The sequence below is a fragment of the Croceibacterium soli genome (genome assembly GCF_009828065.1).
GTDB classification, from domain to species: domain Bacteria; phylum Pseudomonadota; class Alphaproteobacteria; order Sphingomonadales; family Sphingomonadaceae; genus Croceibacterium_B; species Croceibacterium_B soli.
Genome location: NZ_WTYK01000008.1, coordinates 39027 through 59982, shown reverse-complemented (window position 1 = coordinate 59982; position 20956 = coordinate 39027). Strand labels below are relative to the sequence as shown.

Here is a 20956-nt window from a genome sequence, read left to right as displayed (position 1 = left end):
ACGCGTTTGTCAGTCCTTCAAAATCAGTTCGTCGTCACGGCCATGCGCGCCGGCTTCGCCAGCCGCTTGCTTGCCGCATCCATCGGCCGCATCGGCAGCCCCCAGAAAGTTCAACAGGCGCTGGAGCGGGGCCGCAACCCGCTCGGCCGACTTGGCGTCGGCCAGCGCCAGATGGACGACATTGTCGCGGCCCAATGCCACAGACAGTGCCGTGCGGTCCAGTGGCAGTCGGATGCCGCAAAGGCCAGAGCCTTCGGCGTCCTCGCCCACGCGCCACGCCTGGTCGAGCTTGCGGCTGCCGTCGTCGCTCGCGTCGGCCGCATGATAGAGAGCGGCGATAGCGCCGCTGCGCGCCTCGCCGGCGATCCGGTCCGATCCCAAGATAAGGCTTCCGGTGCGCATTTCGAGCCCCAGCCGGTCCAGGAAGGCGCGGCGCAGGGCGTTCTCGATCATGTCCGGCAAGGCTTCGGGAATCGCCAGGCGGCCGCTCTTGAAGGCGCGCTGCAAGGCGCCCTTCAGCTTGCCGTTGTCCAGCGCAGCCTGCAGCTCCGGCTTGGTGACGCCGATCCACGCGCCGCGCCCAGGGGCGCGGGCAAGGGCGTCGGGCAGCACGTCGCCATCGGGCGAGATCGCCAGACGCACGAGTTCATCGCGCGCAGCGGTTCGCCCAGTCAGGACACAGCGCCGCTCGGGCGTGTCGCCACGCCCTGCGGTGCCGTCGATGTCAGGGTCGGCTAGCGGCTCATTGCGAGGATTCCGCATCGGCGGCCTCCTCTGTTACGGGCGCTTCGGAAGCGGCCGGAGCCTCTTCCTTGCCGTCGGACACGCCGTCTTCGTCGTCGAACCAGTGGGCGCGGGCGGCCATGATGATCTCGTTGCCCTGCTCTTCCGAGAGGCCGAATTCACCGAGCACGCCGCCCTTGTCTTCCGTGCGCTGCGAATTGCGGCGCAGCGGCGGGCCGTCGGCGGCGGGCTGGCGCCGGCGCGGCGCTTCGCGCTTCTTGGCGATCAGTTCGTCCGTGGCGAGATCCGCCAGGTCGTCGAGCGTCTTGATGCCGGCCTTGCCCAGCGCCACGAGCATCTGCTCGTTCAGGTGCGGGATTTCGGCCAGCGCGTCCTCGACACCAAGTTCGCGGCGCTGCGCGCGGTGCGCTTCTTCCTGCCGCTCGAGCGCATCCTTGGCGCGGTTCTGCAGTTCTTCGGCCAGTTCGTCGTCGAAGCCTTCGATGCTGGCGAGCTCGTCGAGCTCGACATAGGCGACTTCCTCGAGTTCGGCGAAGCCTTCGGCCACGAGGAGCTGCGAGAGCGTCTCGTCGACGTCGAGCTCTTCCTCGAACATCTTAGAACGCTCGGAGAACTCGCGCTGGCGCTTCTCCGAGGCTTCTTCCTCGGTCATGATGTCGATCTGGCTGTCGGTGAGCTGGCTGGCCAGGCGCACGTTCTGGCCGCGGCGGCCGATCGCCAGCGAAAGCTGGTCGTCGGGCACCACCACCTCGATGCGGCCTTCTTCCTCGTCGAGCACGACGCGGCTGACGGTGGCCGGCTGAAGCGCGTTGACCACGAACGTCGCGGTGTCCTCGCTCCACGGGATGATGTCGATCTTCTCGCCCTGCAGTTCCTGCACGACCGCCTGGACGCGGCTGCCCTTCATGCCGACGCAGGCGCCGACAGGGTCGATCGAGCTGTCGTGGCTGATCACGCCGATCTTGGCGCGGCTGCCCGGATCGCGGGCGGCGGCCTTGATCTCGATGATGCCGTCGTAGATCTCGGGCACTTCCTGCGCGAACAGCTTCTTCATGAAGTCCGGGTGCGCGCGGCTGAGGAAGATCTGCGGGCCGCGGTTGTTGCGCTCCACCTTCATGATCAGCGCGCGGACGCGCTCGCCGACGCGGGCGGCTTCGCGGGGGATCTGCTGGTCGCGGCGGATGACGCCCTCGGCGCGGCCGAGGTTGACGATCACGTGGCCGAATTCGACCGACTTGATCACGCCGGTGATCACTTCGCCGGCGCGGTCCTTGAACTCTTCGTACTGGCGCTCGCGCTCGGCATCGCGGACCTTCTGGAAGATCACCTGCTTGGCGCTCTGCGCGTCGATGCGGCCGAGATCGACCGGCGGCAGCGGGTCGACGATGAAGTCGCCCACGGCGGCGCCGGGCTGGAGCTTCTCGGCCTGCTTCAGGTCGACCTGCTTGAAGTAGTCCTCGACTTCCTCGACCACTTCCACGACCCGCCACAGGCGCAAGTCGCCGGTCACCGGATCGAGCTTCGCGCGGATGTCGTTCTCGGCGCCATAGCGGCTGCGCGCGCTCTTCTGGATGGCTTCTTCCATCGCCTCGATGACGATCGACTTGTCGATCATCTTCTCGGAAGCGACCGCAGTTGCGATCGCGAGCAGTTCAGCCTTGTTGGCGGAAATCGGACTGGCCATCAGTCGTCAACCTTCTCTTCGTCTGTGAATTCTTCGATTTGCTCGGCGCCGCTCGTATCGAGCGGCTTCGTCGCGGCGATCAGCCTGTCGGTCAGAACCAGCTTGGCCGAGTTTATCTGGGTGAATGCTACCGCAAAACGCCCGTGCTTGCGATCTTCGATCTGCACTTCGCCGTCTTCGACGCCGAGCAGGTCCCCGCGCAGCTTGCGGTGGCCGCCCACCGGCTCGGTGAGCGAGATGTTGACCTCGTGCCCGGCCCAGTTCTCGAAATCCTTGGGGCGGGTCAGCGGGCGGTCGATCCCGGGGGAGCTGACTTCGAGGTGGTAGGCGCCTTCGATCAGTTCCTCGCCGCTTTCCTCGATCGCGTCGATCGCGTCGGAGATGCGGCGCGACAGCGCCATGCACTGTTCGACGATCATCTGCCCGGTCGCCGGATCTTCGGCCATGACCTGCAGCGTCCGCTCTTCGTCCGTGCCCATCAGCTTTACCCGCACGAGTTCGAAGCCGAGCGCTTTCGCTTCGGGTTCGATCACTTGTGTCAGGCGCTCGATGTCGGCCATTCGGACTCCAGATTAGCACATCATGTCGGTCAAAGCGCTTGTGGGCCGGCCCCCGAGGGCGCCAGCACCAGACCTTGTAACGACAATGTCGGGATGAACGGCCAAATAGGCGCGAGTCCGCCGATTTGCAACCGATATTCGTTCAGTTTTGCCCGGCGGCGAAGCGGGCCGCGGTTTCGCGTACGAGGGCGATCATGTTGGGCACGCCCTGGGTGCGGTTGGAGCTGAGCTGGTTCCTAAGATCGAACGGCGCGAGCGCGGCCATGATATCGGTCTCGGCCACTTCGGTGGCGGGCTTGTCCTGCACGGCGGACAGCACCAGCGCGACGATTCCCTTGGTGATCGCGGCGTTGCTGTCGGCGAGGAAGTGGAGCTTATCGCCGTCCTGCACGGGGTAGACCCACACGCTGGCGGAACAGCCGCGGACCAGCGTGGCATCGGTCTTGAGCGCGTCCGGCATCGCGTCGAGCTCGCGCCCGAGTTCGATCAGCAGCCGATAACGTTCGTCCCCGTCGAGGAACTCGTATTCTTCGCGAATGTCTTCGAGGCTGCGCATGGGACGCGGCCCTTACCGATTTCGTCACCCCAGCGAAAGCCAGGATCGCGTCATCCCGGCGAACGCCGGGATCGCTGGCCTCCCAGGTCGGACCCAGCGGCCAGCGGTCCCGGATCAAGTCCGGGACGACGCAAGTCGAAGTGGCGGCCGGCGGTCCCGTCATCCCGGCGAACGCCGGGATCGCTGGCCTCGCAGGTCGGACCCAGCGGCCAGCGGTTCCGGATCAAGTCCGGGACGACGTAAGCTAAAGATCCACTCCGCTGGCGATCGCCTCCAGCTTGCGGATACGCTCCTTGAGGTCCGCGAGCTCGATCCGCGCCGCGCCTTCGCCGGCGCCGCCTTCGATCTCGCGCGGGGGGCGGGCGACCTGCAGCTCGCGATCCTTGAGCGCCAGCCAGCCCTGCCAGCCCTTCAGCACGGTCGCGGCGATCACGGCCAGGCCGAGGAGGGCGCAGGCGGCGATCAGAAGGTCCTGGGTCAATATCATCCGGTTCCTCCCTTCGAAGTCACTTGTCCCGAAGCTTCTCGATCTCGTCCGACAGCAGGCGCGTGTCGCGCCCGTCGGTGGCGATGCGCTCGAGCACTTTCACCCGCTCGCGCAGTTCCTCGACCTCGCGCTTGAGGGCCGGGTCTTCACGCTGCGCCAGGGGTTGGTGCTCGGAACCGTCCGCCACGCTCCCGTGCCGGGCGCGGTGCTTCGCCTTGAGCACTTCCGCCACGGCCAGGATCGCCACGATAACGACGATGGCGGTCCAGAAGCTCATTGCACTTTCTCCCCTTGGTCGCGCAGGCGCTCGATCTCGTGTCCGATGTGATAGCCGCTGTCGGTGACGATCCGCTCGACGTTGGCCATGCGGTCCTGCAGCGATCCGATCTCGGCCCGTAGCTGCGCGTTCTCCTGGGTCAGCAGCTTGATCCGCTCCTTCGCCTCGGCATCGGTGCTCGGCCGCAAGGCCTGGCCCCACATACCTTCCAGCGGATAGCCGTGCTTGATCTTGAGCTTGGTCGTGTGGACCCAGCCCCAGGTGCCGGCCATCGCCACAACGAAACCGCCGCCGATCAGCCAGGGCAGGTACTCGAGCAGAACTTGCGGCTCCATCAGTTCAACTCCTCGCTGGTCGCCTTGGCCGGCTCGAGCCGGGCTTCGACCTGGCGCTGGTCGCGCAGCGCCTCGATCTGCAGGGCGACGTCGTAGCCGCGGTCGGTCACGATGCGTTCGAGGACCTGGATGCGGTCCTCCAGTTCGGTGATGCGGCTGGCATATTGCGCCGCCTTCTCCGCGCTGTTCTCCGCTGTCACGGCGATGCGTTTTTCCTCGAGCTTGGCCTGGCTTTTTACCCAAACGATACCGATCACCATCAGGAACGGCGCAAGCGGTATCAGAATCCCAAGGTCCATCATCTCAGTCCTCCAGTCCGGCGCCGCTCAGCGCAGCCGTTCGATCTCTGCCGAAAGGCGCGGGTTGCTGCTGACATAGTGGCTTTCGACTTCCGCCAGGCGGCGGTCGATGTCGCGAAACCGGGCGCGGATCTCCCGGGCCGTGCGCTGTGGCGACTGGCGGACGCGCTGCCAATACCTCTGCTCCTGCGCGTCGACGTAGAGGTGCTCCGGCTTCTTGTTCAGCAGGATCCCGGCGATGAAGTAGAGCGGAATGCCGAAGCCCGTGCTGAGCGTCAGGACCACGGCGCCAAGCCGGATCCAGATCGCGTCGATCCCCGTGTAGTCGGCGATCCCGGCGCAGACGCCCATCAGCTTGGCGTTCTGCTTGTCGCGGTAGAGCCTGGTGCGTTCGCTGGTCACTTGCGGCCTCCCTTCTCGGCGAGCATGCGGTCGAGCTCGCGCAGCGGCTGGTTGTCGATTTCGCGGTCGGCCTGGAGCCGGGCCGGGCGGAACTCGGGATTGTCGCTGGCGACGAGCCGCTCGACCGTGTCCATCCGCTCGTCGAGCCGCTTGGCGAGCTGGTAGAGCTCTTCCAGCAAGACCTCGTCGTCGCTGGTGATGGTCGCAGCCGTCTTCCACTTGGTGATGTAGTGCATGATGACCCATGGGAGGCCGATGAAAAGCACCGCCACGATGATGATTGCTTCGAAGTCCACGGATCAGTCCTCCTGCCTGTCGGCCGTCGCACCCTTGCCGAGCGCGCGCTTCATTTCCTCGAGTTCGGCGTCGATCTTGTCCGCTCCTTCGAGAGCGGCAATCTCGTCGGCCAGGCTCGCCTTCTCGTTCCCTTCGGCGATCGACAGCGCGTCGGCGCGGCCTTCCGCATAGTCGACCCGGCGTTCGAGCTGGTCGAAGCGGGCCAGCGCATCGTCCACCCGGTCGCTGGTCATCAGGCTGCGCAGCTTGACCCGGTTCTCGGCGCTTTCCAGCCGCGCGGCGATCTGGCTCTGCCGGCTGCGCGCTTCCCGCAGGCGGTTCTGCAGCTTGGCGATGTCCTGCTCGTAGGCGCGCAGGGCATCGTCGAGCACGGCGATTTCCTGCTTGAGCTGATCGGCCATATCGGCGGCCTTCTTCTTCTCCATCAGCGCCGCGCGGGCGAGATCCTCGCGGTCCTTGGACAGCGCCAGCTGCGCCTTCTCGCCCCAGTCCGCCTGGAGCTTGTCCAGCTTCACCGTGTGGCGATGCATCTCCTTCTGGTCGGCGATGGTGCGCGCCGCGCTGGCGCGGACTTCCACCAGGGTTTCCTCCATCTCCATGATGATCATGCGGATCATCTTGGACGGATCGTCCGCCTGCTCGAGAAGCTCGTTGAAGTTGGCCGCGATGATATCGCGGGTACGCGAGAAGATACCCATCCAGACGCCTCCGGCAGAAAGGGAATTACGAGTAGGGGTCGGGCTCGTCCGCAGCCGTTCGATCTCGAGATCGATCCGGCTTGCGGCCGACCGCCCGCGCCGGCGGGAACCGAGGGGATCGTCCGCCTCGCCGCTCATGCCAGCACGACCAGCGCAATGCCGACGGACGAAGCGCCAGCGGTGCTCGCTCCGGCGGCCCCGCCGAGCTGAGTGCTCAGCGCGTAGGCGTTGAAAGCGAGCATCATGGCCACGCTTACCAGCGCGGATGCTCCGAGCTTGCTGGCGAAGAAGTGGCGATCGAACATCGGGTTTCCTCCTGATCCAAACCTTATGTTCACCTATCAGCAAGGGGCATGCCAGTTCGCAAAACCGGCGGATTTCCAGCAGTTATACGGGTCTCGGACCGACAGGCACATGGCAAATGTTGCCAGTTGTTGGGAATTTGCGCTAAACATCGGGCGTGGAACGGGGCAATCAGTTCATTGGCCAGTCCGGGGCCTTCCTCGACGCGGTAGAGCGGGCGAGCCGCGCCGCCCCGATGCGCCGGCCGGTGCTGGTGATCGGCGAGCGCGGGACGGGCAAGGAACTGATCGCCGAACGCCTTCACCGCCTGTCTCCCCGCTGGGACGAGCCGCTCGTCACCCTCAACTGCGCGGCGCTTCCCGAAACGCTGATCGAAGCCGAGCTGTTCGGGCACGAGGCCGGCGCGTTCACCGGAGCTACCAAAGCGCGCGCCGGGAGGTTCGAGGAAGCCGACCGGGGTACGCTGTTCCTCGACGAACTGGCTACTTTGTCGATGGGTGCGCAGGAGCGCCTGCTGCGCGCCGTCGAATATGGCGAAGTCACCCGCATTGGATCCTCGCGCCCGGTCCAGGTGGACGTGCGGATCGTCGGCGCGACCAACGAGGATCTGCCGCGCCTGGCGGAGGAGGGCCGCTTTCGCCCCGACCTGCTCGACCGGCTGAGCTTCGAGGTGATCACCCTGCCGCCACTGCGCGTGCGCGAGGGCGACATCCCGGTGCTGGCGGACTACTTCGGGCGTCGCATGGCGGCGGAGATCGGCTGGGAGCACTGGCCGGGTTTCGCGGAACATGTTGCGCGGCAGATCGAAGAGCATCACTGGCCGGGCAATGTCAGGGAGCTGCGCAACGTCATCGAGCGCGCGGTCTATCGCTGGGATAGCTGGGAGGAGCCGATCGGACACGTCCAGTTCGATCCGTTCGACAGTCCCTGGAAGCCGGTCGGGGAGCGGCGCCCGAAAAGCGACGAGGGCGATCGCCCGGATACCCCGCCACCGCAGCGCGCTCCGGATTACGACAGCATCGCCGACTTGCGCGCGGCGGTGGAAGCGCACGAGCGGGCCATCGTCGAGCACCACCTCGGGCGCAACCGATGGAACCAGCGGCAGACCGCCAAGGCGCTCGGCCTGACCTACGACCAGTTGCGGCACTGCATCCGCAAGCACGGGCTGGCGGATCAGGAGTAGCATGCGGCGGCAGCTGTTCCTCGCCGCCGGCATCGCCAGCGTGGCGCTGGGGGCGGTGGGGGCGGTCCTGCCGGTCCTGCCGACAGTGCCGTTCCTGATCCTGGCGGCGTTCTGCTTCGCCCGCAGCAACCCCCAGTGGGAGGCGCGCCTGCTTCAGCATCCCCGTTGGGGCCCGCCGATCCGCAACTGGCGCGAACGGGGCGCGATCTCGCGCAAGGCCAAGTGGGCGGCCACCGTTGCAATGACCGGCAGCGCCGCGCTCGCCCTGCTGACTCTCCCATGGCCCTGGGCCGCACTGCCGCTCGTCCCGCTCACCATCGCCGCCGCCTGGATCTGGTCCCGGCCCGATTGAGCATCGCACCGGCAACCCAGGCTTTGGTCGGCCCAAGATAGGCCTGCCTTGCCTTGGCCGCGCGCTCGCGCCATCTCCTCGCCATGACCGGAAAACCCCGCACCCTCTACGAAAAGATCTGGGACGCGCACGTGATCGAACGGCGCGACGACGGCACTTGCCTGCTGTTCATCGACCGCCACCTGGTTCACGAAGTGACCAGCCCGCAAGCGTTCGAGGCGCTGCGGCTGAACGGGCGCAAGGTCCGAAGGCCGGAACTGACTCTGGCGGTTCCCGACCACAACGTTCCGACGACCGCCCGCATAGATGCCGACGGAAACCGCATTCCCATCGCCGATGCCGAAAGCCGCCAGCAGCTCGAAGCGCTCGAGCGGAATGCCCCTGCGTTCGGCGTGCGATACTTCGGCGCCACCGCCCGGGAACAGGGCATCGTCCACGTCGTCGGGCCGGAGCAGGGGTTCTCCCTGCCGGGCACGACGATCGTCTGCGGGGACAGCCATACGGCGGCCCACGGCGGCATCGGCGCGCTGGCCTTCGGCATCGGCACCAGCGAAGTCGAGCACGTGCTCGCCACCCAGACGCTGCAACTGCGCAAGTCCAAGACGATGGAGATCGTCGTCGATGGCGAGCTCGGCCCCGGGATCACCTCCAAGGACCTGATCCTGCACATCATCGGGACGATCGGCACGGCCGGCGGCACCGCTCACGTGATCGAGTACCGCGGCGAAGTGTTCGAGCGGATGAGCGTCGAGAGCCGCCTGACGGTGTGCAACATGAGCATCGAAGGCGGCGCCCGCGCGGGCATCATCGCCCCCGACGAGACGACGTTCGCCTACCTCAAGGGCCGTCCGCTCGCGCCCAAGGGCGAGGAATGGGACAAGGCGGTCGCCTACTGGCGCACGCTGAAGACCGACGAGGGCGCCACGTTCGACAAGTCGGTGCGGATCGACGCGGCCGACGTCGAGCCGACCGTGACTTGGGGCACCAGCCCGGAAGACACGGTCGCCATCGGCGGCACCGTGCCCGCGCCCGAAAGCTTCGCCGATCCGTCCAAGCAGAAAGCCGCCCGGGCCAGCCTGGACTACATGGGCCTCGAACCCGGCCAGCGCATGGACCAGGTCGAAGTGCAGAACGTCTTCATCGGCTCGTGCACCAACAGCCGGATCGAGGATCTGCGGGCCGCGGCCGCGGTGCTGAAGGGCCGCAAGAAGGCGGACAACGTGAAGTGGGCGATCGTCGTCCCCGGCTCGGGCCTGGTGAAGGCCCAGGCCGAGGAAGAAGGGCTCGACCGGATCTTCACAGAAGCCGGCCTCGAGTGGCGCGAGCCCGGCTGTTCGGCGTGCCTCGGCATGAACCCGGACAAAGTGCCGGCGGGGGAGCGCTGCGCTTCCACCTCGAACCGCAACTTCGTCGGCCGCCAGGGCCCCGGCGCGCGCACGCACCTCGTCAGCCCGGCGATGGCCGCCGCGGCGGCGGTCACCGGCAAGCTCACGGACGTCCGCGAGCTCACCGGCTGATCGGCCTCAGGCAGTCGGCGCCTTGATGCGCAGGGCGCCGAGGTAATCCAGCTTGCCGACCTGCACGCCCTTGGCGCGCAGCACGCCGTAGGCGGTCGTCGCGTGGAAGTAGAAGTTCGGCTGGCTGAAGGTCAGCAGGAAGTCTTCCGCGGTGAACGGCAGCTTCTTCTCACCGATCTCGAAGCGCATGTCGCGGCCGACGAACGATTCCAGCTCGTCCTCGGTCACGCCCTCAAGGAATGCGATGGCACCGTCGATCTTCGAGCGCAGCTCGGCGATCGAAGTGGGCAGGGGCTCGCCGAACTTGGGCGTGAACACGCCGGCGCGAAGGCCCTCGATCGCGCCCTGGCTGTGGTTGGCCATTGCCTTCATCTGGTAAGCGAACGGCAGCATGTCGTCGATCAGCCGCGCCTCCAGCAGCTCCGTTTCGGCGATGCCGCAGGTCTCGGCCTTGTCGAGCCAACCGCGGCCGGCGCCGAGGATCTGGAGGAAGCTGGGGATGGTGGCGGAGTGAAGCGAAATCGGCATGTCGTGGTCTCCCTTGGATGACGTGTCACCGGGCCCATAGACGGGCGCGGGTACCTCTGCCAAACCTCTTCGAAACAGCATTGGGAGAACACATGCCGATCAGCAGCTTCGAAGGGAAAATCGCGTTCGTCACCGGCGGGGCCAGCGGCATAGGGCTGGGTATCGCCAAGGTGCTGGTGGAGCGCGGCGCCCAAGTGGTCCTGGCCGATCTTCGGCAGGACCACATCGAGGATGCCCTGGCCGAATTCGCCGGGAACGGCAGGTCGAACGCGGTCAGCGCGCTGCAGCTCGATGTCACGAATCGTGAGAAATACCGCGAGGCTGCGCGGCGGATGCAGGACGAGTTCGGCGGCATCGACATCTTGGTGAACAATGCCGGCGTCGGGCTTGAAGGGCCGCTGCTCGAAGCGACGTATGCCGACTACGACTTCGGGTTCGGGGTGAACCTTGGCGGCGTGATCAACGGCTTCACCGAGTTCCTGCCACAGATGGTCGCGCACGGCCGCGGAGGGCACATCGTTTCGACTGCGAGCCTGGCCTCGGAAGTGGTCATGCCGCCGCACCTGGCGATCTACGCGGCGAGCAAGGCGGCGGTGTGTCATTTCTGCGAAGCGGCCAAGGCGGAACTGGCGGAGCACGGCATCGGCGTGTCGATCCTGCTGCCCGGCCCGGTAAAGAGCCGTATCCACGAAACGCACCAGAACCGCCCCGATCACCTGCGCGAGGCGAGCGGCTTCAAGGCGACCGAGCAGAAGCTCGCCCGGCGGATCGTCGGCGAAAACTGGATGGAAGCGGAGCAGGTTGGGCGCCTGGTGGCCGACGGCATCCTCGCGGACACGACCTACATCGTGACCCACGGCTACTACAAAGACGGGATGCGCGCCCGGGCGGAAGCGGTGCTCGCCGCGACGCCGGATACGCAGGAAGAAGCGCCCGACTTCGGGCAGTTTCGCGAGGACTAAACCCTCCCCGGGACGGGGAGGGGGACCACCCGAAGGGTGGTGGAGGGGGCGGCCCCCCTCCGTCAGTCGCTCCGCGGCTGCCACCCTCCCCCAAAGGGGGAGGATTGTTTGAGAATGGGAGAAACAACATGCAGGACCTTACCGGAAGAGTCGCTTTCATCACCGGGGGTGCCAGCGGCATCGGCCTGGGCATGGCGCGCGCATTCCTGGCGGAAGGGATGAAGGTCGCGCTGGCCGACTGGAACGATGCGCACATCGCCGGCGCCAGGGAGCAGCTCGCGGGGAACAACGCCGCGCACTTCATCAAGACCAACGTCGCCGACCGGGACTCGCTGCGCGCAGCCGCCGCCGAGACCCTGGAGGTCTTCGGCAAGATCCACGTGCTGTGCAACAACGCCGGGGTGAACGGCGGCGGCACCGCGGCGAGCGAGGACTTCGACGACTGGGACCGGGCGCTGTCGGTCAACCTCGGCGGCGTGGTCAACGGAACCAAGATCATCGTGCCGATCATCCGCGCGCAGGGGGAGGGCGGCCACGTGGTCAACACCAGCTCGATGGCCGGCGTCGTCCCGCTGCCGGGCCTGGCGGCCTATTCGACGGCCAAGTACGCGGTGCGCGGGTTCTCGGAGAGCCTGCGGATGCAGCTCGCGCCCAAGGGCATCGGCGTCTCCTGCCTGTTCCCCGGCGCCACGCGCACGGCGCTCGTGCCGCTGCCGGAGGACGATCCGGAGAACATCCGGGAAGAGGGCGCTCCGCAGTTCCTGAAGGACCTGTGGGATGCGATGCGCGGTGCGATAGACCCGCTCGATACCGGCAAGGCGGTCGTCGCGGCGATCAAGGAAAACCGCTTCTACATCTTCACCAACCGGGAGTTCCTGGAAGAGGTGAAGCAGCGCCACCGCGAGATCGAGGAGGCGTTCCCCTCCGACGAGCCGACGCCCGGCCGCGTCAAGTTCGAGAGCATGCGGGCCGAGATGGTCCGCAATCTCATGGCTCCCGGCAACCGCCCGGTGCCGCAGGAAACCGCCGAGGACATGAAGCTGGACCTCGGCTCGCGCAGCCCCGCCGGCGGGCAGTGAGGTAGCAAGGCCCGGCGATTGCCGGGCATGAGCGGGGCCGCCCCTTGCGGAGCGGCCCCGCTGCCGTAGCGTCTTAGAAGCGAACGCCTACGCCGGCTACGACCTGGTCGGTCGTCGCATTGCCGTAAGTGCCGTCATTGACGTCCTTGTAGCGCGAGCGGCGGTATTCGACCCGGCCCTCGAGCGGTCCGGGCAGCTGGACCTGCAGGCCGCCGCCGAAGCGCAGGCCGCCGGCGTTGTCCTCCAGTTCGTCGAGCGAACCGGAAGAGGTGAAGGCCTTGGTGTCGAGCGCCGTGTAGCCGACCTTGCCGTAAGCAGCGATGCCCGGCGTCAGCGCCACGCCGGCGCGGGCGCCGACGTAGTACTGGCCGCCGGATTCGAGGCCGTCGCGGGCGCCGGAGAAGCTGTCGGGAAACTGGGTGGAACCGTCGCTGGTCGACAGTTCGCCCTCGACGCCGACAAAGGCGCTGCCAAGGCTGAGATCGTATCCGCCGTTGATCCCGTAGACTGCGGAATCGGCGTCGGCGGTGACAGAACCATCGGCGGATTCGACATCCAGACCCTCATAGCCGCCCAGGACGCCCACATAGAGCCCGCCCGGTGCGCTGCTCTGCGCCAGGGCCGGGCTGGAAGCCAAGCCGGCGGCGAGTGCGGTCAGTGCGATGATTTTCTTCATTGCCATTCCTTCTGTCCTATCATTTGTAACCCCCGTGCGGCGCGTTCGGCCCTGACGGCTTGCGCTGGGATGAACCGCGCGACGGTGCGTGCCCGGAACGGGAGAGAAGGCGCTGGCCTTTTTCGGCCGGAACAGGAAGGATCGGCGGCGGAGAGGGGATTCGACCCATGACAATGAGTTTCAACGAGGCGATTTCGCGCGAACCGCTCAAGGCGTTCTCGGTGGCGACGTTCGCGATCTGCCTGCTGGTGCTGATCTGCGACGGAATGGACGCGCAGCTGCTGGGCATCGTCGCGCCCAAGGTGATCGAGGACTTCGGCGTCGACCGCGGCACGTTCGGCATCGCGATGAGCGCCGCTTTGGTAGGCTTCGGCTTCGGCTCGTGGGGCGGGGGATGGCTCGGCGACACGATCGGCCGCCGCTGGTCCCTGGCGCTGGCGACGGTCGTGTTCTCCCTCGCCACGATCGGCGCGAGCTGGTCCGAAGGCGTGTGGGACATGGCCGCCTGGCGGCTTGTCGGCGGGCTGGGCTTCGGATCGGCTTATGCCAATGCGATAACCCTGGCCGGCGAATGGCTGCCCGAGAGGTGGCGTTCGGTCGGGGTGACCACGCTTTCGGTCGGCACGCCGGCCGGCGGGCTCGTGGTGGCCTCGCTCGCCCCCACGCTGGTGGACGCATTCGGCTGGCGCGGGTCGTTCGTGGCGATCGGGGCCGGCACCTTCCTGGTGGTGTTCCTCATCCTGGCGCTGCTGCGTGACAGCCCTTCGTACCTGATGGCCCGCGGCAAGCCGGACGAGGCCCGCCGCGCTGCCGGCAAGGTGCTGAGCGGCGATGTGGAGCTGGCGCCGGACCGGCACCACAGCGACCGCGGCGGGGCCGCCGTCGGCGTGTTCGACGCCAGCAACCGGCGGCTCAATCTGGGGATCGGCATTGCCTTCGCGGCCGGCACCCTGGTGGCCTACGGGATCCTCAACTGGTCGACCACGTTCCTCACCGCCCAGGGCTTCACGTTCGAGCAGGCGTCCTACGCCGTGTCGGTCGCGGGGCTGACCTCGATCGCGTCCTCCATCGCCGCCGGCCTGCTGGTCCAGCGCTTCGGTTCGCGCGTCGTGGTCGGCGGCGTCAGCGCGAGCTTGTTCTTGACGCTGCTGGTGCTGGCCTACGCACTGGAGGCAATGCCTGCGGTTCCCGGCGAGAGCTACCGCTACATGGTCGTGGCGCTGATCGGGCTCTCGGCTGCGATCTTCAGCGCCGGGATCGCGAGTTTCTATGCGATCATGACGTATGGCTACCCGTCGTCGTGCCGCTCCGCCGGGATCGGCTTCGGCATTTTCGTCGGCCGGGTCGGCGCGATCGCCGCGAGCGGGCTGGGCGGGGCGCTGATCGACCTCGGCGAGGGGAGCTTGGTGCCGTTCTTCGCCGTGCTCTGCCTCAGCGCTCTGCTGATCTCCGCGGCGGCTTTCGTCGTCGACCGGCACGTTCCGCCGGCGCGGGTCACGAAAAAGCCCGCTGCCCTTGCAGGCAGCGGGCTTTCCTAAGCCTCGGGTTTCTCTGCCTTAGCGGACCCGCGGGCCGCCGAACGGCAGCGGCGGCGGGGGACGGCGGGCGCCGCGCGGAAGCTGCGCCTGATAGGCCCGCCCGCAGTGCTCGACGCAGTACGGGAAGCCGGGGTTCACCTTCTCGCCGCAGAAATGGAAGTCGGGCTCCCCCGGGTGGCCCATCGGCCAGCGGCACACGCGATCGTTGAGATCGAGCAGGCTTGTCTTGTCGGCGATCTCCGGGCTCGGCCGGGCCGGGACCAGGCGGCGCGGCGGAGCCGGCGGGATCGGCGCCTGCTGGTCGCCGGGGCCCTGGCGAAGGAATCCGCCGGGACCGACGGACACGATCTTGGGCATTCCCGCGCGCGGCTCGGGCAGCGGCTGGCTCGGCGTTTCGCCGGCGGGCCGCGCCACGGGCGCGGATGCCGGAGCCGGAGCGGCGGCTGCAGGGCTTTCTTGCGCCTCAGTGCTGGAGGGAGCGGGGGTGGGCGTGGGAGCCTTGGGCCGGGGCTTGGCCTTGATCGGCGGCGCCGCCGCCTCCTTCTTGGCGGTGTCCTTGACTTCGTTGGCCTTCACCGGCGAAGGGCGCGACTTCAGCCCCAGGCGATGGGCCTTGCCGATCACCGCATTGCGCGAGACGCCGCCGAGCTCGTCGGCGATCTGGCTCGCGGTCGCTCCGCCCTCCCACATCTTGGTCAGTGTGGCGATGCGTTCTTCGGTCCAGCTCATCGAGTATCCGTTACCTTACAATAATCGCAAAACGTAGCCCAACAGCCGCGCGCGATGCCTGGCAGCGCTTGCCAGCATGCGGCGCAGCCGATAGTCGGCGCCCCATGGCCGATCAAGCCCAACCCACGCTGCCTGCCGGGCCCGGGAACACGCCGGGACCTGGCGAAACAAGCAGGAACACGCGACGCCGGTTTGCGCCCAAGGGGCAGCCGCTCATCACCGGGATCAACCGGATAGGGCTGTGGAGTCTCTATATTAAGGAGGTCCGCCGTTTTCTCAAGGTCCAGACGCAAACGATCTGGGCTCCGGCGGTCACCACCCTGCTGTTTCTGGTGATTTTCTCCGTGGCGATGGGCCGCGGCGGGCGCGAGGTGCTGGGCGTCAACTTCGCCACGTTCGTGGCGCCCGGGCTGATCATGATGGGCATGATGCAGAACGCCTTCGCCAATTCCAGCTTCTCGCTGCTGGCCGGAAAGATCCAGGGCACGATCATCGACCTGCTGATGCCGCCGCTGAGCGAGGCCGAGCTGATGATCGGCATCATCGCCGCGGCGATCACCCGCGCAGTCATGGTCGGCGGTGCGCTGGCCCTGGCAATGGCGCTCTGGCCTGGCGTCGACATGCAGGCCGCGCACCCTTGGGCGATCGTCTGGTTCGGCCTGATGGGATCCACGTTCCTGTCGCTGATCGGCCTGCTGACCAGCCTGTGGGGCGAGAAGTTCGATCACAACGCGGCCGTGACCAACTTCGTCGTGACCCCGCTGGCTCTGCTTTCGGGCACGTTCTACGTGATCAGCAACCTTTCGCCGCTGTTTCAGACGATCAGCCGGGCGAACCCGTTCTTCTACATGATCAGCGGCTTCCGCTTCGGCTTCCTCGGGCAGAGCGACATCGGCAACACCAACGAAGCGGTGATCGGCGCCGCCGTAGGCGTCGGCATGCTCAACCTGGTGCTCGGCGTGCTGACTTACCGCATTCTCAAGAGCGGCTGGAAGCTGAAGAGCTGATTCCCCGTTCGCGGTGGACGCGAACCTCAGTGAGTCAGGCTGCGGCGCAGGCGGTAGCGGCCGTCCGCGAAATCGTCGAACAGCTCGTCCACGCTCGGATGGCCGATCGGCCCCCCTTCGCTGTCTTCGAGCAGGTTCTGCTGGCTGACATAGGCAACGTAGGACGAATCCTCGTTCTCGGCGAGCAGGTGGTAGAACGGCTGATCGCGCCGCGGCCGCAGTTCCTTGGGGATGGCTTCGTACCAGTCTTCGCTGTTGGCGAAGACCGGATCGACGTCGAACACCACCCCGCGGAAGTCGAACAGCTTGTGGCGGACGACGTCGCCGATGCCGAAGCGCGCCTCGGCATGGCGCGGAGCTTCGATCCGGCGGCCGGCTTGCGGCGAGTAGAAGTGGGAGCGGTCCATAGGCACAGGATATAGATTACCGAAGAGGCGAAACAAGGTTCCCCCCGGCGCAATGCACAGCGATCTTCGCCATTGCCGCCCGGGACGCCACAAAAAGGCCGACGATGGGCTTGGCAAGCCGCGGCGCTTCCGCTAACCGCCGCGCCCAGCCGACCGGACGCCGATGCGCGTCCAACGCGCGCCGCGGAGAGGTGCCGGAGTGGTCGAACGGGACGGTCTCGAAAACCGTTGTGCCCTCACGGGTACCGTGGGTTCGAATCCCACCCTCTCCGCCATTACTTTCCCTAAGGCACTGTATTTCCGGGGATTATTCCCTGGCCTGTCAGCGAGCCCCACACTCACCCCCACATCTCCAGACCGGCGGCGATGCTCGGCTGAGTACGACTCGATTGTCGCTGGCGGTTTGGCCTGTGCGTGCTCTCGCCGCTGAAGGCTCCTCATCTCGGCCCGCCAGACGACCGGCGACACCGTGGTGGGCGAATTCCGAGAGACGGGAGTACAGTTGATCGAGGTCAGCAGCTAGCCGCGATGGCTTTTGGACCGATGCGTCCGCCAACCGGGCGCCCGGCGGACATGGGGCTGCCAGAGGGGCTTCTCGAGCCGCCTTCATCGCTAGCCTTTACTTCGGCGAAACAGAAGGACTACGCCAGCGGACACACCGGCGAACACGGCCGCTTTCGTCAGAAAGCCTTGGCGGTTGTGCTCCCATTCAGCGCGGGCGCCCATTTCCGCGGGGACGTTGGGCACTTTGCCCCGGGCGAGATCCTCCACCAGGCCTTCCACGACGTTCACCCGGTCCGCGCCCATCAGCATCAGCCAATGCAGCCAGTGGGATTCGCTCCACCTGAAAGCGGCTCGGCGGATCGCGCCGCTGACGCCGCGAGGCGGCACGGTGGTGCCGTAAACGGCCGGGAAGTGCTTGTATTCGATCGACTGCAGCACCTCGACATCGGAGCGCTGCTGGGTCGGCCGCTGCCAGTCGGTCGACAGCCCGTGGTCGCGGCTGCGGTCGCGGTATGGATAGGTCGGATCGTTCTCCGGATCGGCATCGACTCCCCACCCGGCGATCTTCGACGTGTCGACGGGGGTGCGGGCGGTCCTCGCTTCGGACATGGCGTTCCTCTTCGGCATCAGGCGCCCCCCGGCACGAGAACGGGCTTGATGCATCCATCGAGCTTCGCCGCAAAGATGTGATAGGCATCCGCGACGTCCTCCAGCGGCACCCTGTGCGTAATCAGCGCCTTCGGGTCGATGTGACCCGCGCGGACGTGCTCGATCAACCTGGGCAGCAGGCGGGCAACCGACGCCTGGTTGGCGCGGATGGTAAGCCCTTTGTTCAAGACATTGCCGATGGGCACCATATTCCCGGTCGGCCCATAGACCCCGACGATGGAGACGATGCCGCCCTTCTTGGCCGAGTTGATCGCCCAGTGCAGCGCGATCGCACTGCCGGCTTCGAGCTTGAGCTTGTTCCCGAACAGGGTGTGCAGCGCGTTGCCCTTGGCGTCCCCGCCGACGGCGTCGATCACCACGTCGGCGCCCAGGCCGTCGGTGGTGTGCTTCAGGAACGTCACGACATCGTCGAGCTCCTTGAAATTGTACACTTCGGCCGGCGCGTAAGCCTTCACAAACTCGAGCCGGTAGTCGAAGTGATCGATGACGATGACCCGGCCCGCGCCAAACAGCCAGGCGCAGCGCGCGGCCATGATGCCGACCGGGCCGGCCCCGAACACGACGACGGTATCGCCCTTCTGGATCCCTCCCATCTCGGCCGCCTGGTAGCCGGTGGGAACCACGTCGGTCAGCAGCACCGCGTCGTCCGGATCCATCCAGTCCGGAAACACCATCGGGCCGACGTCCGCGTAAGGCACGCGCACATATTCGGCCTGTCCGCCCTGGTAGCCGCCGGCGGTGTGCGAATAGCCGTAGATCCCGCCCACCGCAGTGGCGTGCGGATTGACCTCGTGGCAGTTGCCGAACAGGCTCTGCTTGCAGAAGTGGCACTGCCCGCAGGCGATGTTGAACGGCACGAGGACGTGGTCACCGACCTGCAGGTTCGACACTTCGGGGCCGAGTTCCTCCACGACCCCGGTGAACTCGTGCCCGAACGTGCTTCCGACGCGCGTGTCCGGAACCATCCCGTGATAGAGGTGAAGGTCGGATCCGCAGATGCACGAGCGCGTGACCCGTACGATCGCGTCTTGCGGATGCTCGATCCGCGGCATCGGTTTTTCCTCCAGCCGCACTCTGTAGGGTCCGCGGTAATCCATCGCCAGCATGGAGCTTCCTCTCCTCGGATCCAAAGTGAACCGGAGGAAGCACGCTTCGTTCCCACGGCCGGAACGCACTGCTCGGCCGCGACAGTTCGGCAGCTCGATATCGAAGAGCGCACCGCCGGCTGGAGCGGCCGTTTTTTCAACACCCCTAGAACTTGAGCTCATTCCTGACTGGCCGGTTACGCCAGAAGCGGTGCGGCAGCCCCTCGGCTTGAGCGGGCGTTCAAGGCGCTGTTTCTCGTTTTCTCGTTCCGGATCGGTGCTCGCTGTGTGGGGGATCGATCTCGGAGCGCTTCTCACCAGCGCCAGCCCCCTGGATATCGTGCGAGCTCAAGTCCGCCGCGAAATGGGGCGTCATGATCGGCTGCGGCTCGAAGTTGACAAGCAATTGCAGAACGTCTGGCCTGGCGTAGTGACCAGCCGCGTCCGAGACGTACTTGAAGTGCGCTATCAGCGAGAGATCTAGCTCCGCGTGAAGGATGGCTTCATCATCACGGTTGGGGCCGGCAAGGATCTGCCCCGTGGGGGCAATGATGGCGGTCCAACCGCCTCCTTCGCGGACCATTTCCGGCCGCCCTTCGAAGCCGAGATCCTTGACGGTTGCGGCATCGAGGCACGATTGAACGTTGATGACGAAGCACTGGCCCGCTGCCGCGTGATGCCGTGCAGCGGCCTCGGTCAAATCGTCGAACACTCCGGAACTTGGGTCGTGGGTCACTGCGGAACCGGCTGGCCAGGCGGCGATATGGATCTGCTCGCCTTGGCTGGTCAGAGCGTAGCGGGCGAGATCCATGGAGTGCTCCCAGCAGATCAGCCCACCCAGTTTGCCAAAGGGTGTCTCGATCAGTTTGAGGCCTGAACCGTCCCCACGGCCCCACACCGTCCGCTCAACGCATGTAGGTACCAGCTTTCGGTGCTTGCCTACGATGCGGCCGGAATCGTCGAAGTAAAGCAACGTATTGTAGAGCGTTCCGCCGTCCCGCTCTGAGATGCCGACCGCCACCCACGCGCTGGCCTTTCGGGCCGCGGCCCCGATCCGATCAGTTGCTTCGCTCGGCACCACGATACTGTTGGCATACAATCGGATGAAAAACGCAGAGCCCTGGGCAGGGGTGTGGGTCCATATCCACACAGGATAACCCGGAATGAACGTCTCCGGGAAAACGATCAGTTCGGCTCCACCAGCTGCGGCTTCGGCGATGAGGGCACAGGTCTTTTCCACACCGGCTTCGCGATCCAAAAAGGGCGATGCTGCATGGACAGCTGCTACTTTCACCTTCGGAAACTGATCGCCCATCTTCGACTCTCCCAGTCAGCAATGTTGTTGGTAGCCGCGTTGATCGCGGCACGCGTCAATTCTGGGCCGAAGTAGCGCGACGCGCAACGCAGGAGACCACGATCTTCCGAGGCTCGTCAGGACGAAAGATGAGCGAGCGGCCATCGGTGCTGACGCGGTGGTGGATGTCCGGCAGGCCAACTCGGCTGGGCTCTACTCCACCGTAGCGAAAGCATGACTGTCGGATGCGCAATTCCTGCGCTGCCATGAGAGCATGGCTCTGCGGCCCCAGGCAGTTCGACCTTCGCACAAAGCTGACAAAGCGGAAGCCGGCGGCTTGGCTGCCGGAGTTTTGCCCGCGACAGGCGCTAACAGCTTACTCAACTTCTCTGATCCCGCAGCTGCAGTAGTCTCAAGGGAGCCGCTCGGGGCTTGAGGTTTGCCGCAACTGCGTTGTGAATGGTGACACACTCTGGCTCGCCGGCGAGAAGATCGGGTTCACCGCCATCGACACACCGGAGATCAACGGGAAGTACGCCAGCGAGGACGAACTAGCGAAATAGCCTTCTCGAGCTCCGATTGTTAGCGGGACCAGATCTCCGGACCACTACAGTGTTCGGTGTTGAAGTTTCTGCTCCCACATTCCTGACACTTGAGGCGCTCATTAAGCCGATCGAGCCGGGTGCTTGCTCTCGCACGCGCTAGCCGTTCAAGCAGCTTCAACGGATCCACCCGAGCTGTGTGGCCGCACTCGCAGATCAGCTTTACCCAGTAGCCATGCCGA

The 20956-nt window shown here is 66.3% G+C and carries 26 protein-coding genes and 1 tRNA gene; 8 read left to right on the top strand and 19 right to left on the bottom strand.

Annotated elements, in window-relative coordinates:
• Positions 1-9: 9 nt before the first annotated feature.
• From GRI75_RS12720 to GRI75_RS12665, 12 genes are all read right to left on the bottom strand, one after another.
• Entirely contained in the window at positions 10-762 is a 753-nt protein-coding gene (locus tag GRI75_RS12720; RefSeq protein ID WP_160747370.1) for a DUF448 domain-containing protein, read from the bottom strand.
• Positions 743-2428 (bottom strand): transcription termination factor NusA, encoded by a 1686-nt coding sequence (gene nusA / locus GRI75_RS12715; protein ID WP_160747369.1) that lies wholly within the window; start codon positions 2426-2428, stop codon positions 743-745. Before nusA ends, GRI75_RS12720 begins: the two co-directional genes overlap by 20 nt.
• Complete coding sequence (gene rimP, locus GRI75_RS12710; RefSeq protein ID WP_160747368.1) at positions 2428-2988, bottom strand: ribosome maturation protein RimP; 561 nt, start codon at positions 2986-2988, stop codon at positions 2428-2430. Before rimP ends, nusA begins: the two co-directional genes overlap by 1 nt.
• A gap of 142 nt (positions 2989-3130) precedes the next feature.
• Positions 3131-3544 (bottom strand): SufE family protein, encoded by a 414-nt coding sequence (locus GRI75_RS12705; RefSeq protein ID WP_160747367.1) that lies wholly within the window; start codon positions 3542-3544, stop codon positions 3131-3133.
• Positions 3545-3788: 244 nt separating this feature from the next.
• Entirely contained in the window at positions 3789-4031 is a 243-nt protein-coding gene (locus GRI75_RS12700; RefSeq protein WP_160747366.1) for a hypothetical protein, read from the bottom strand.
• Positions 4032-4050: 19 nt separating this feature from the next.
• Entirely contained in the window at positions 4051-4308 is a 258-nt protein-coding gene (locus tag GRI75_RS12695; RefSeq protein WP_160747365.1) for a hypothetical protein, read from the bottom strand.
• On the bottom strand, positions 4305-4643 hold the full coding sequence (locus tag GRI75_RS12690) for a hypothetical protein (protein ID WP_160747364.1): 339 nt from the start codon (positions 4641-4643) through the stop codon (positions 4305-4307). The genes GRI75_RS12695 and GRI75_RS12690 overlap by 4 nt, the downstream gene beginning before the upstream one ends.
• The gene (locus GRI75_RS12685; protein ID WP_407925146.1) at positions 4643-4903 is read right to left on the bottom strand and encodes a hypothetical protein; all 261 of its coding nucleotides are present in this window, start codon (positions 4901-4903) and stop codon (positions 4643-4645) included. Before GRI75_RS12685 ends, GRI75_RS12690 begins: the two co-directional genes overlap by 1 nt.
• Before the next feature lie 66 nt (positions 4904-4969).
• Positions 4970-5344, bottom strand: coding sequence for an envelope stress response membrane protein PspC (pspC, locus tag GRI75_RS12680; RefSeq protein WP_160747362.1), 375 nt, complete (start codon positions 5342-5344; stop codon positions 4970-4972).
• Entirely contained in the window at positions 5341-5640 is a 300-nt protein-coding gene (gene pspB / locus GRI75_RS12675; protein ID WP_160747361.1) for an envelope stress response membrane protein PspB, read from the bottom strand. The genes pspC and pspB overlap by 4 nt, the downstream gene beginning before the upstream one ends.
• A gap of 3 nt (positions 5641-5643) precedes the next feature.
• Positions 5644-6339, bottom strand: coding sequence for a phage shock protein PspA (pspA, locus tag GRI75_RS12670; RefSeq protein ID WP_160747360.1), 696 nt, complete (start codon positions 6337-6339; stop codon positions 5644-5646).
• Positions 6340-6473: 134 nt separating this feature from the next.
• A complete protein-coding gene (locus tag GRI75_RS12665) occupies positions 6474-6644 on the bottom strand; it encodes a hypothetical protein (protein ID WP_160747359.1) in 171 nt (56 codons plus the stop codon).
• Between the two features lie 155 nt (positions 6645-6799).
• Here GRI75_RS12665 and pspF point away from each other — a divergent pair, with 155 nt between their 5' ends.
• The 3 genes from pspF (at position 6800) to leuC (ending at position 9694) form a co-directional block, all read left to right on the top strand.
• The gene (pspF, locus tag GRI75_RS12660) at positions 6800-7825 is read left to right on the top strand and encodes a phage shock protein operon transcriptional activator (RefSeq protein WP_160747358.1); all 1026 of its coding nucleotides are present in this window, start codon (positions 6800-6802) and stop codon (positions 7823-7825) included.
• A 1-nt stretch (position 7826) separates the two neighbouring features.
• The gene (locus tag GRI75_RS12655) at positions 7827-8177 is read left to right on the top strand and encodes a YbaN family protein (RefSeq protein ID WP_160747357.1); all 351 of its coding nucleotides are present in this window, start codon (positions 7827-7829) and stop codon (positions 8175-8177) included.
• A gap of 83 nt (positions 8178-8260) precedes the next feature.
• Positions 8261-9694 carry a 3-isopropylmalate dehydratase large subunit gene (gene leuC / locus GRI75_RS12650; protein ID WP_160747356.1) on the top strand — a complete coding sequence of 478 codons (1434 nt, stop codon included), beginning with the start codon at positions 8261-8263 and terminating at the stop codon, positions 9692-9694.
• 6 nt (positions 9695-9700) lie between these two features.
• Here the strand turns inward: leuC and GRI75_RS12645 are convergent, their stop codons facing one another.
• Positions 9701-10222, bottom strand: coding sequence for a DUF1993 domain-containing protein (locus tag GRI75_RS12645; RefSeq protein WP_160747355.1), 522 nt, complete (start codon positions 10220-10222; stop codon positions 9701-9703).
• 92 nt (positions 10223-10314) lie between these two features.
• Here GRI75_RS12645 and GRI75_RS12640 point away from each other — a divergent pair, with 92 nt between their 5' ends.
• Positions 10315-11184 (top strand): SDR family NAD(P)-dependent oxidoreductase, encoded by an 870-nt coding sequence (locus GRI75_RS12640; protein ID WP_160747354.1) that lies wholly within the window; start codon positions 10315-10317, stop codon positions 11182-11184.
• A gap of 128 nt (positions 11185-11312) precedes the next feature.
• Positions 11313-12263, top strand: a complete 951-nt coding sequence (locus GRI75_RS12635) for an SDR family oxidoreductase (protein ID WP_160747353.1) — start codon at positions 11313-11315, stop codon at positions 12261-12263.
• A gap of 73 nt (positions 12264-12336) precedes the next feature.
• Here the strand turns inward: GRI75_RS12635 and GRI75_RS12630 are convergent, their stop codons facing one another.
• Positions 12337-12939, bottom strand: a complete 603-nt coding sequence (locus GRI75_RS12630; protein ID WP_160747352.1) for an outer membrane protein — start codon at positions 12937-12939, stop codon at positions 12337-12339.
• A 167-nt stretch (positions 12940-13106) separates the two neighbouring features.
• On the opposite strand from GRI75_RS12630, the gene GRI75_RS12625 reads away from it, so the two are divergent.
• Positions 13107-14477: an MFS transporter gene (locus GRI75_RS12625; protein WP_160747351.1), complete on the top strand. Its 1371-nt coding sequence runs from the start codon at positions 13107-13109 to the stop codon at positions 14475-14477.
• An 18-nt stretch (positions 14478-14495) separates the two neighbouring features.
• Here the strand turns inward: GRI75_RS12625 and GRI75_RS12620 are convergent, their stop codons facing one another.
• The gene (locus GRI75_RS12620) at positions 14496-15206 is read right to left on the bottom strand and encodes a GcrA family cell cycle regulator (protein ID WP_160747350.1); all 711 of its coding nucleotides are present in this window, start codon (positions 15204-15206) and stop codon (positions 14496-14498) included.
• 104 nt (positions 15207-15310) lie between these two features.
• On the opposite strand from GRI75_RS12620, the gene GRI75_RS12615 reads away from it, so the two are divergent.
• The gene (locus tag GRI75_RS12615; protein ID WP_160747349.1) at positions 15311-16213 is read left to right on the top strand and encodes an ABC transporter permease; all 903 of its coding nucleotides are present in this window, start codon (positions 15311-15313) and stop codon (positions 16211-16213) included.
• 26 nt (positions 16214-16239) lie between these two features.
• On the opposite strand, the gene hspQ is transcribed toward GRI75_RS12615, so the two are convergent.
• Positions 16240-16620, bottom strand: coding sequence for a heat shock protein HspQ (gene hspQ, locus GRI75_RS12610; RefSeq protein WP_160747348.1), 381 nt, complete (start codon positions 16618-16620; stop codon positions 16240-16242).
• Positions 16621-16805: 185 nt separating this feature from the next.
• On the opposite strand from hspQ, the gene GRI75_RS12605 reads away from it, so the two are divergent.
• A tRNA-Ser gene (locus GRI75_RS12605) sits at positions 16806-16895 on the top strand.
• Positions 16896-17232: 337 nt separating this feature from the next.
• Here the strand turns inward: GRI75_RS12605 and GRI75_RS12600 are convergent.
• From GRI75_RS12600 to GRI75_RS12590, 3 genes are all read right to left on the bottom strand, one after another.
• Positions 17233-17733: a hypothetical protein gene (locus tag GRI75_RS12600; protein WP_160747347.1), complete on the bottom strand. Its 501-nt coding sequence runs from the start codon at positions 17731-17733 to the stop codon at positions 17233-17235.
• A 17-nt stretch (positions 17734-17750) separates the two neighbouring features.
• Positions 17751-18899, bottom strand: coding sequence for a zinc-dependent alcohol dehydrogenase (locus GRI75_RS12595; protein ID WP_160747346.1), 1149 nt, complete (start codon positions 18897-18899; stop codon positions 17751-17753).
• Between the two features lie 220 nt (positions 18900-19119).
• A complete protein-coding gene (locus GRI75_RS12590; protein ID WP_160747345.1) occupies positions 19120-20193 on the bottom strand; it encodes a carbon-nitrogen hydrolase family protein in 1074 nt (357 codons plus the stop codon).
• Positions 20194-20956: the final 763 nt, after the last annotated feature.

What these genes read in the sequence shown, in the direction of transcription:
- GRI75_RS12615 (WP_160747349.1), top strand. Translation starts at nt 15,311, where the DNA reads ATGGCCGATCAAGCCCAACCCACGCTGCCTGCCGGGCCCGGGAACACG.
- GRI75_RS12600 (WP_160747347.1), bottom strand. Translation starts at nt 17,733, where the DNA reads ATGTCCGAAGCGAGGACCGCCCGCACCCCCGTCGACACGTCGAAGATC.
- GRI75_RS12700 (WP_160747366.1), bottom strand. Translation starts at nt 4,031, where the DNA reads ATGATATTGACCCAGGACCTTCTGATCGCCGCCTGCGCCCTCCTCGGC.
- GRI75_RS12720 (WP_160747370.1), bottom strand. Translation starts at nt 762, where the DNA reads ATGCGGAATCCTCGCAATGAGCCGCTAGCCGACCCTGACATCGACGGC.
- rimP (WP_160747368.1), bottom strand. Translation starts at nt 2,988, where the DNA reads ATGGCCGACATCGAGCGCCTGACACAAGTGATCGAACCCGAAGCGAAA.
- GRI75_RS12595 (WP_160747346.1), bottom strand. Translation starts at nt 18,899, where the DNA reads ATGCTGGCGATGGATTACCGCGGACCCTACAGAGTGCGGCTGGAGGAA.
- GRI75_RS12630 (WP_160747352.1), bottom strand. Translation starts at nt 12,939, where the DNA reads ATGAAGAAAATCATCGCACTGACCGCACTCGCCGCCGGCTTGGCTTCC.
- GRI75_RS12665 (WP_160747359.1), bottom strand. Translation starts at nt 6,644, where the DNA reads ATGTTCGATCGCCACTTCTTCGCCAGCAAGCTCGGAGCATCCGCGCTG.
- GRI75_RS12590 (WP_160747345.1), bottom strand. Translation starts at nt 20,193, where the DNA reads ATGGGCGATCAGTTTCCGAAGGTGAAAGTAGCAGCTGTCCATGCAGCA.
- GRI75_RS12640 (WP_160747354.1), top strand. Translation starts at nt 10,315, where the DNA reads ATGCCGATCAGCAGCTTCGAAGGGAAAATCGCGTTCGTCACCGGCGGG.
- GRI75_RS12645 (WP_160747355.1), bottom strand. Translation starts at nt 10,222, where the DNA reads ATGCCGATTTCGCTTCACTCCGCCACCATCCCCAGCTTCCTCCAGATC.
- pspA (WP_160747360.1), bottom strand. Translation starts at nt 6,339, where the DNA reads ATGGGTATCTTCTCGCGTACCCGCGATATCATCGCGGCCAACTTCAAC.
- GRI75_RS12685 (WP_407925146.1), bottom strand. Translation starts at nt 4,903, where the DNA reads ATGGTGATCGGTATCGTTTGGGTAAAAAGCCAGGCCAAGCTCGAGGAA.
- nusA (WP_160747369.1), bottom strand. Translation starts at nt 2,428, where the DNA reads ATGGCCAGTCCGATTTCCGCCAACAAGGCTGAACTGCTCGCGATCGCA.
- GRI75_RS12625 (WP_160747351.1), top strand. Translation starts at nt 13,107, where the DNA reads ATGACAATGAGTTTCAACGAGGCGATTTCGCGCGAACCGCTCAAGGCG.
- hspQ (WP_160747348.1), bottom strand. Translation starts at nt 16,620, where the DNA reads ATGGACCGCTCCCACTTCTACTCGCCGCAAGCCGGCCGCCGGATCGAA.
- GRI75_RS12620 (WP_160747350.1), bottom strand. Translation starts at nt 15,206, where the DNA reads ATGAGCTGGACCGAAGAACGCATCGCCACACTGACCAAGATGTGGGAG.
- GRI75_RS12655 (WP_160747357.1), top strand. Translation starts at nt 7,827, where the DNA reads ATGCGGCGGCAGCTGTTCCTCGCCGCCGGCATCGCCAGCGTGGCGCTG.
- leuC (WP_160747356.1), top strand. Translation starts at nt 8,261, where the DNA reads ATGACCGGAAAACCCCGCACCCTCTACGAAAAGATCTGGGACGCGCAC.
- GRI75_RS12705 (WP_160747367.1), bottom strand. Translation starts at nt 3,544, where the DNA reads ATGCGCAGCCTCGAAGACATTCGCGAAGAATACGAGTTCCTCGACGGG.
- GRI75_RS12690 (WP_160747364.1), bottom strand. Translation starts at nt 4,643, where the DNA reads ATGGAGCCGCAAGTTCTGCTCGAGTACCTGCCCTGGCTGATCGGCGGC.
- GRI75_RS12635 (WP_160747353.1), top strand. Translation starts at nt 11,313, where the DNA reads ATGCAGGACCTTACCGGAAGAGTCGCTTTCATCACCGGGGGTGCCAGC.
- GRI75_RS12695 (WP_160747365.1), bottom strand. Translation starts at nt 4,308, where the DNA reads ATGAGCTTCTGGACCGCCATCGTCGTTATCGTGGCGATCCTGGCCGTG.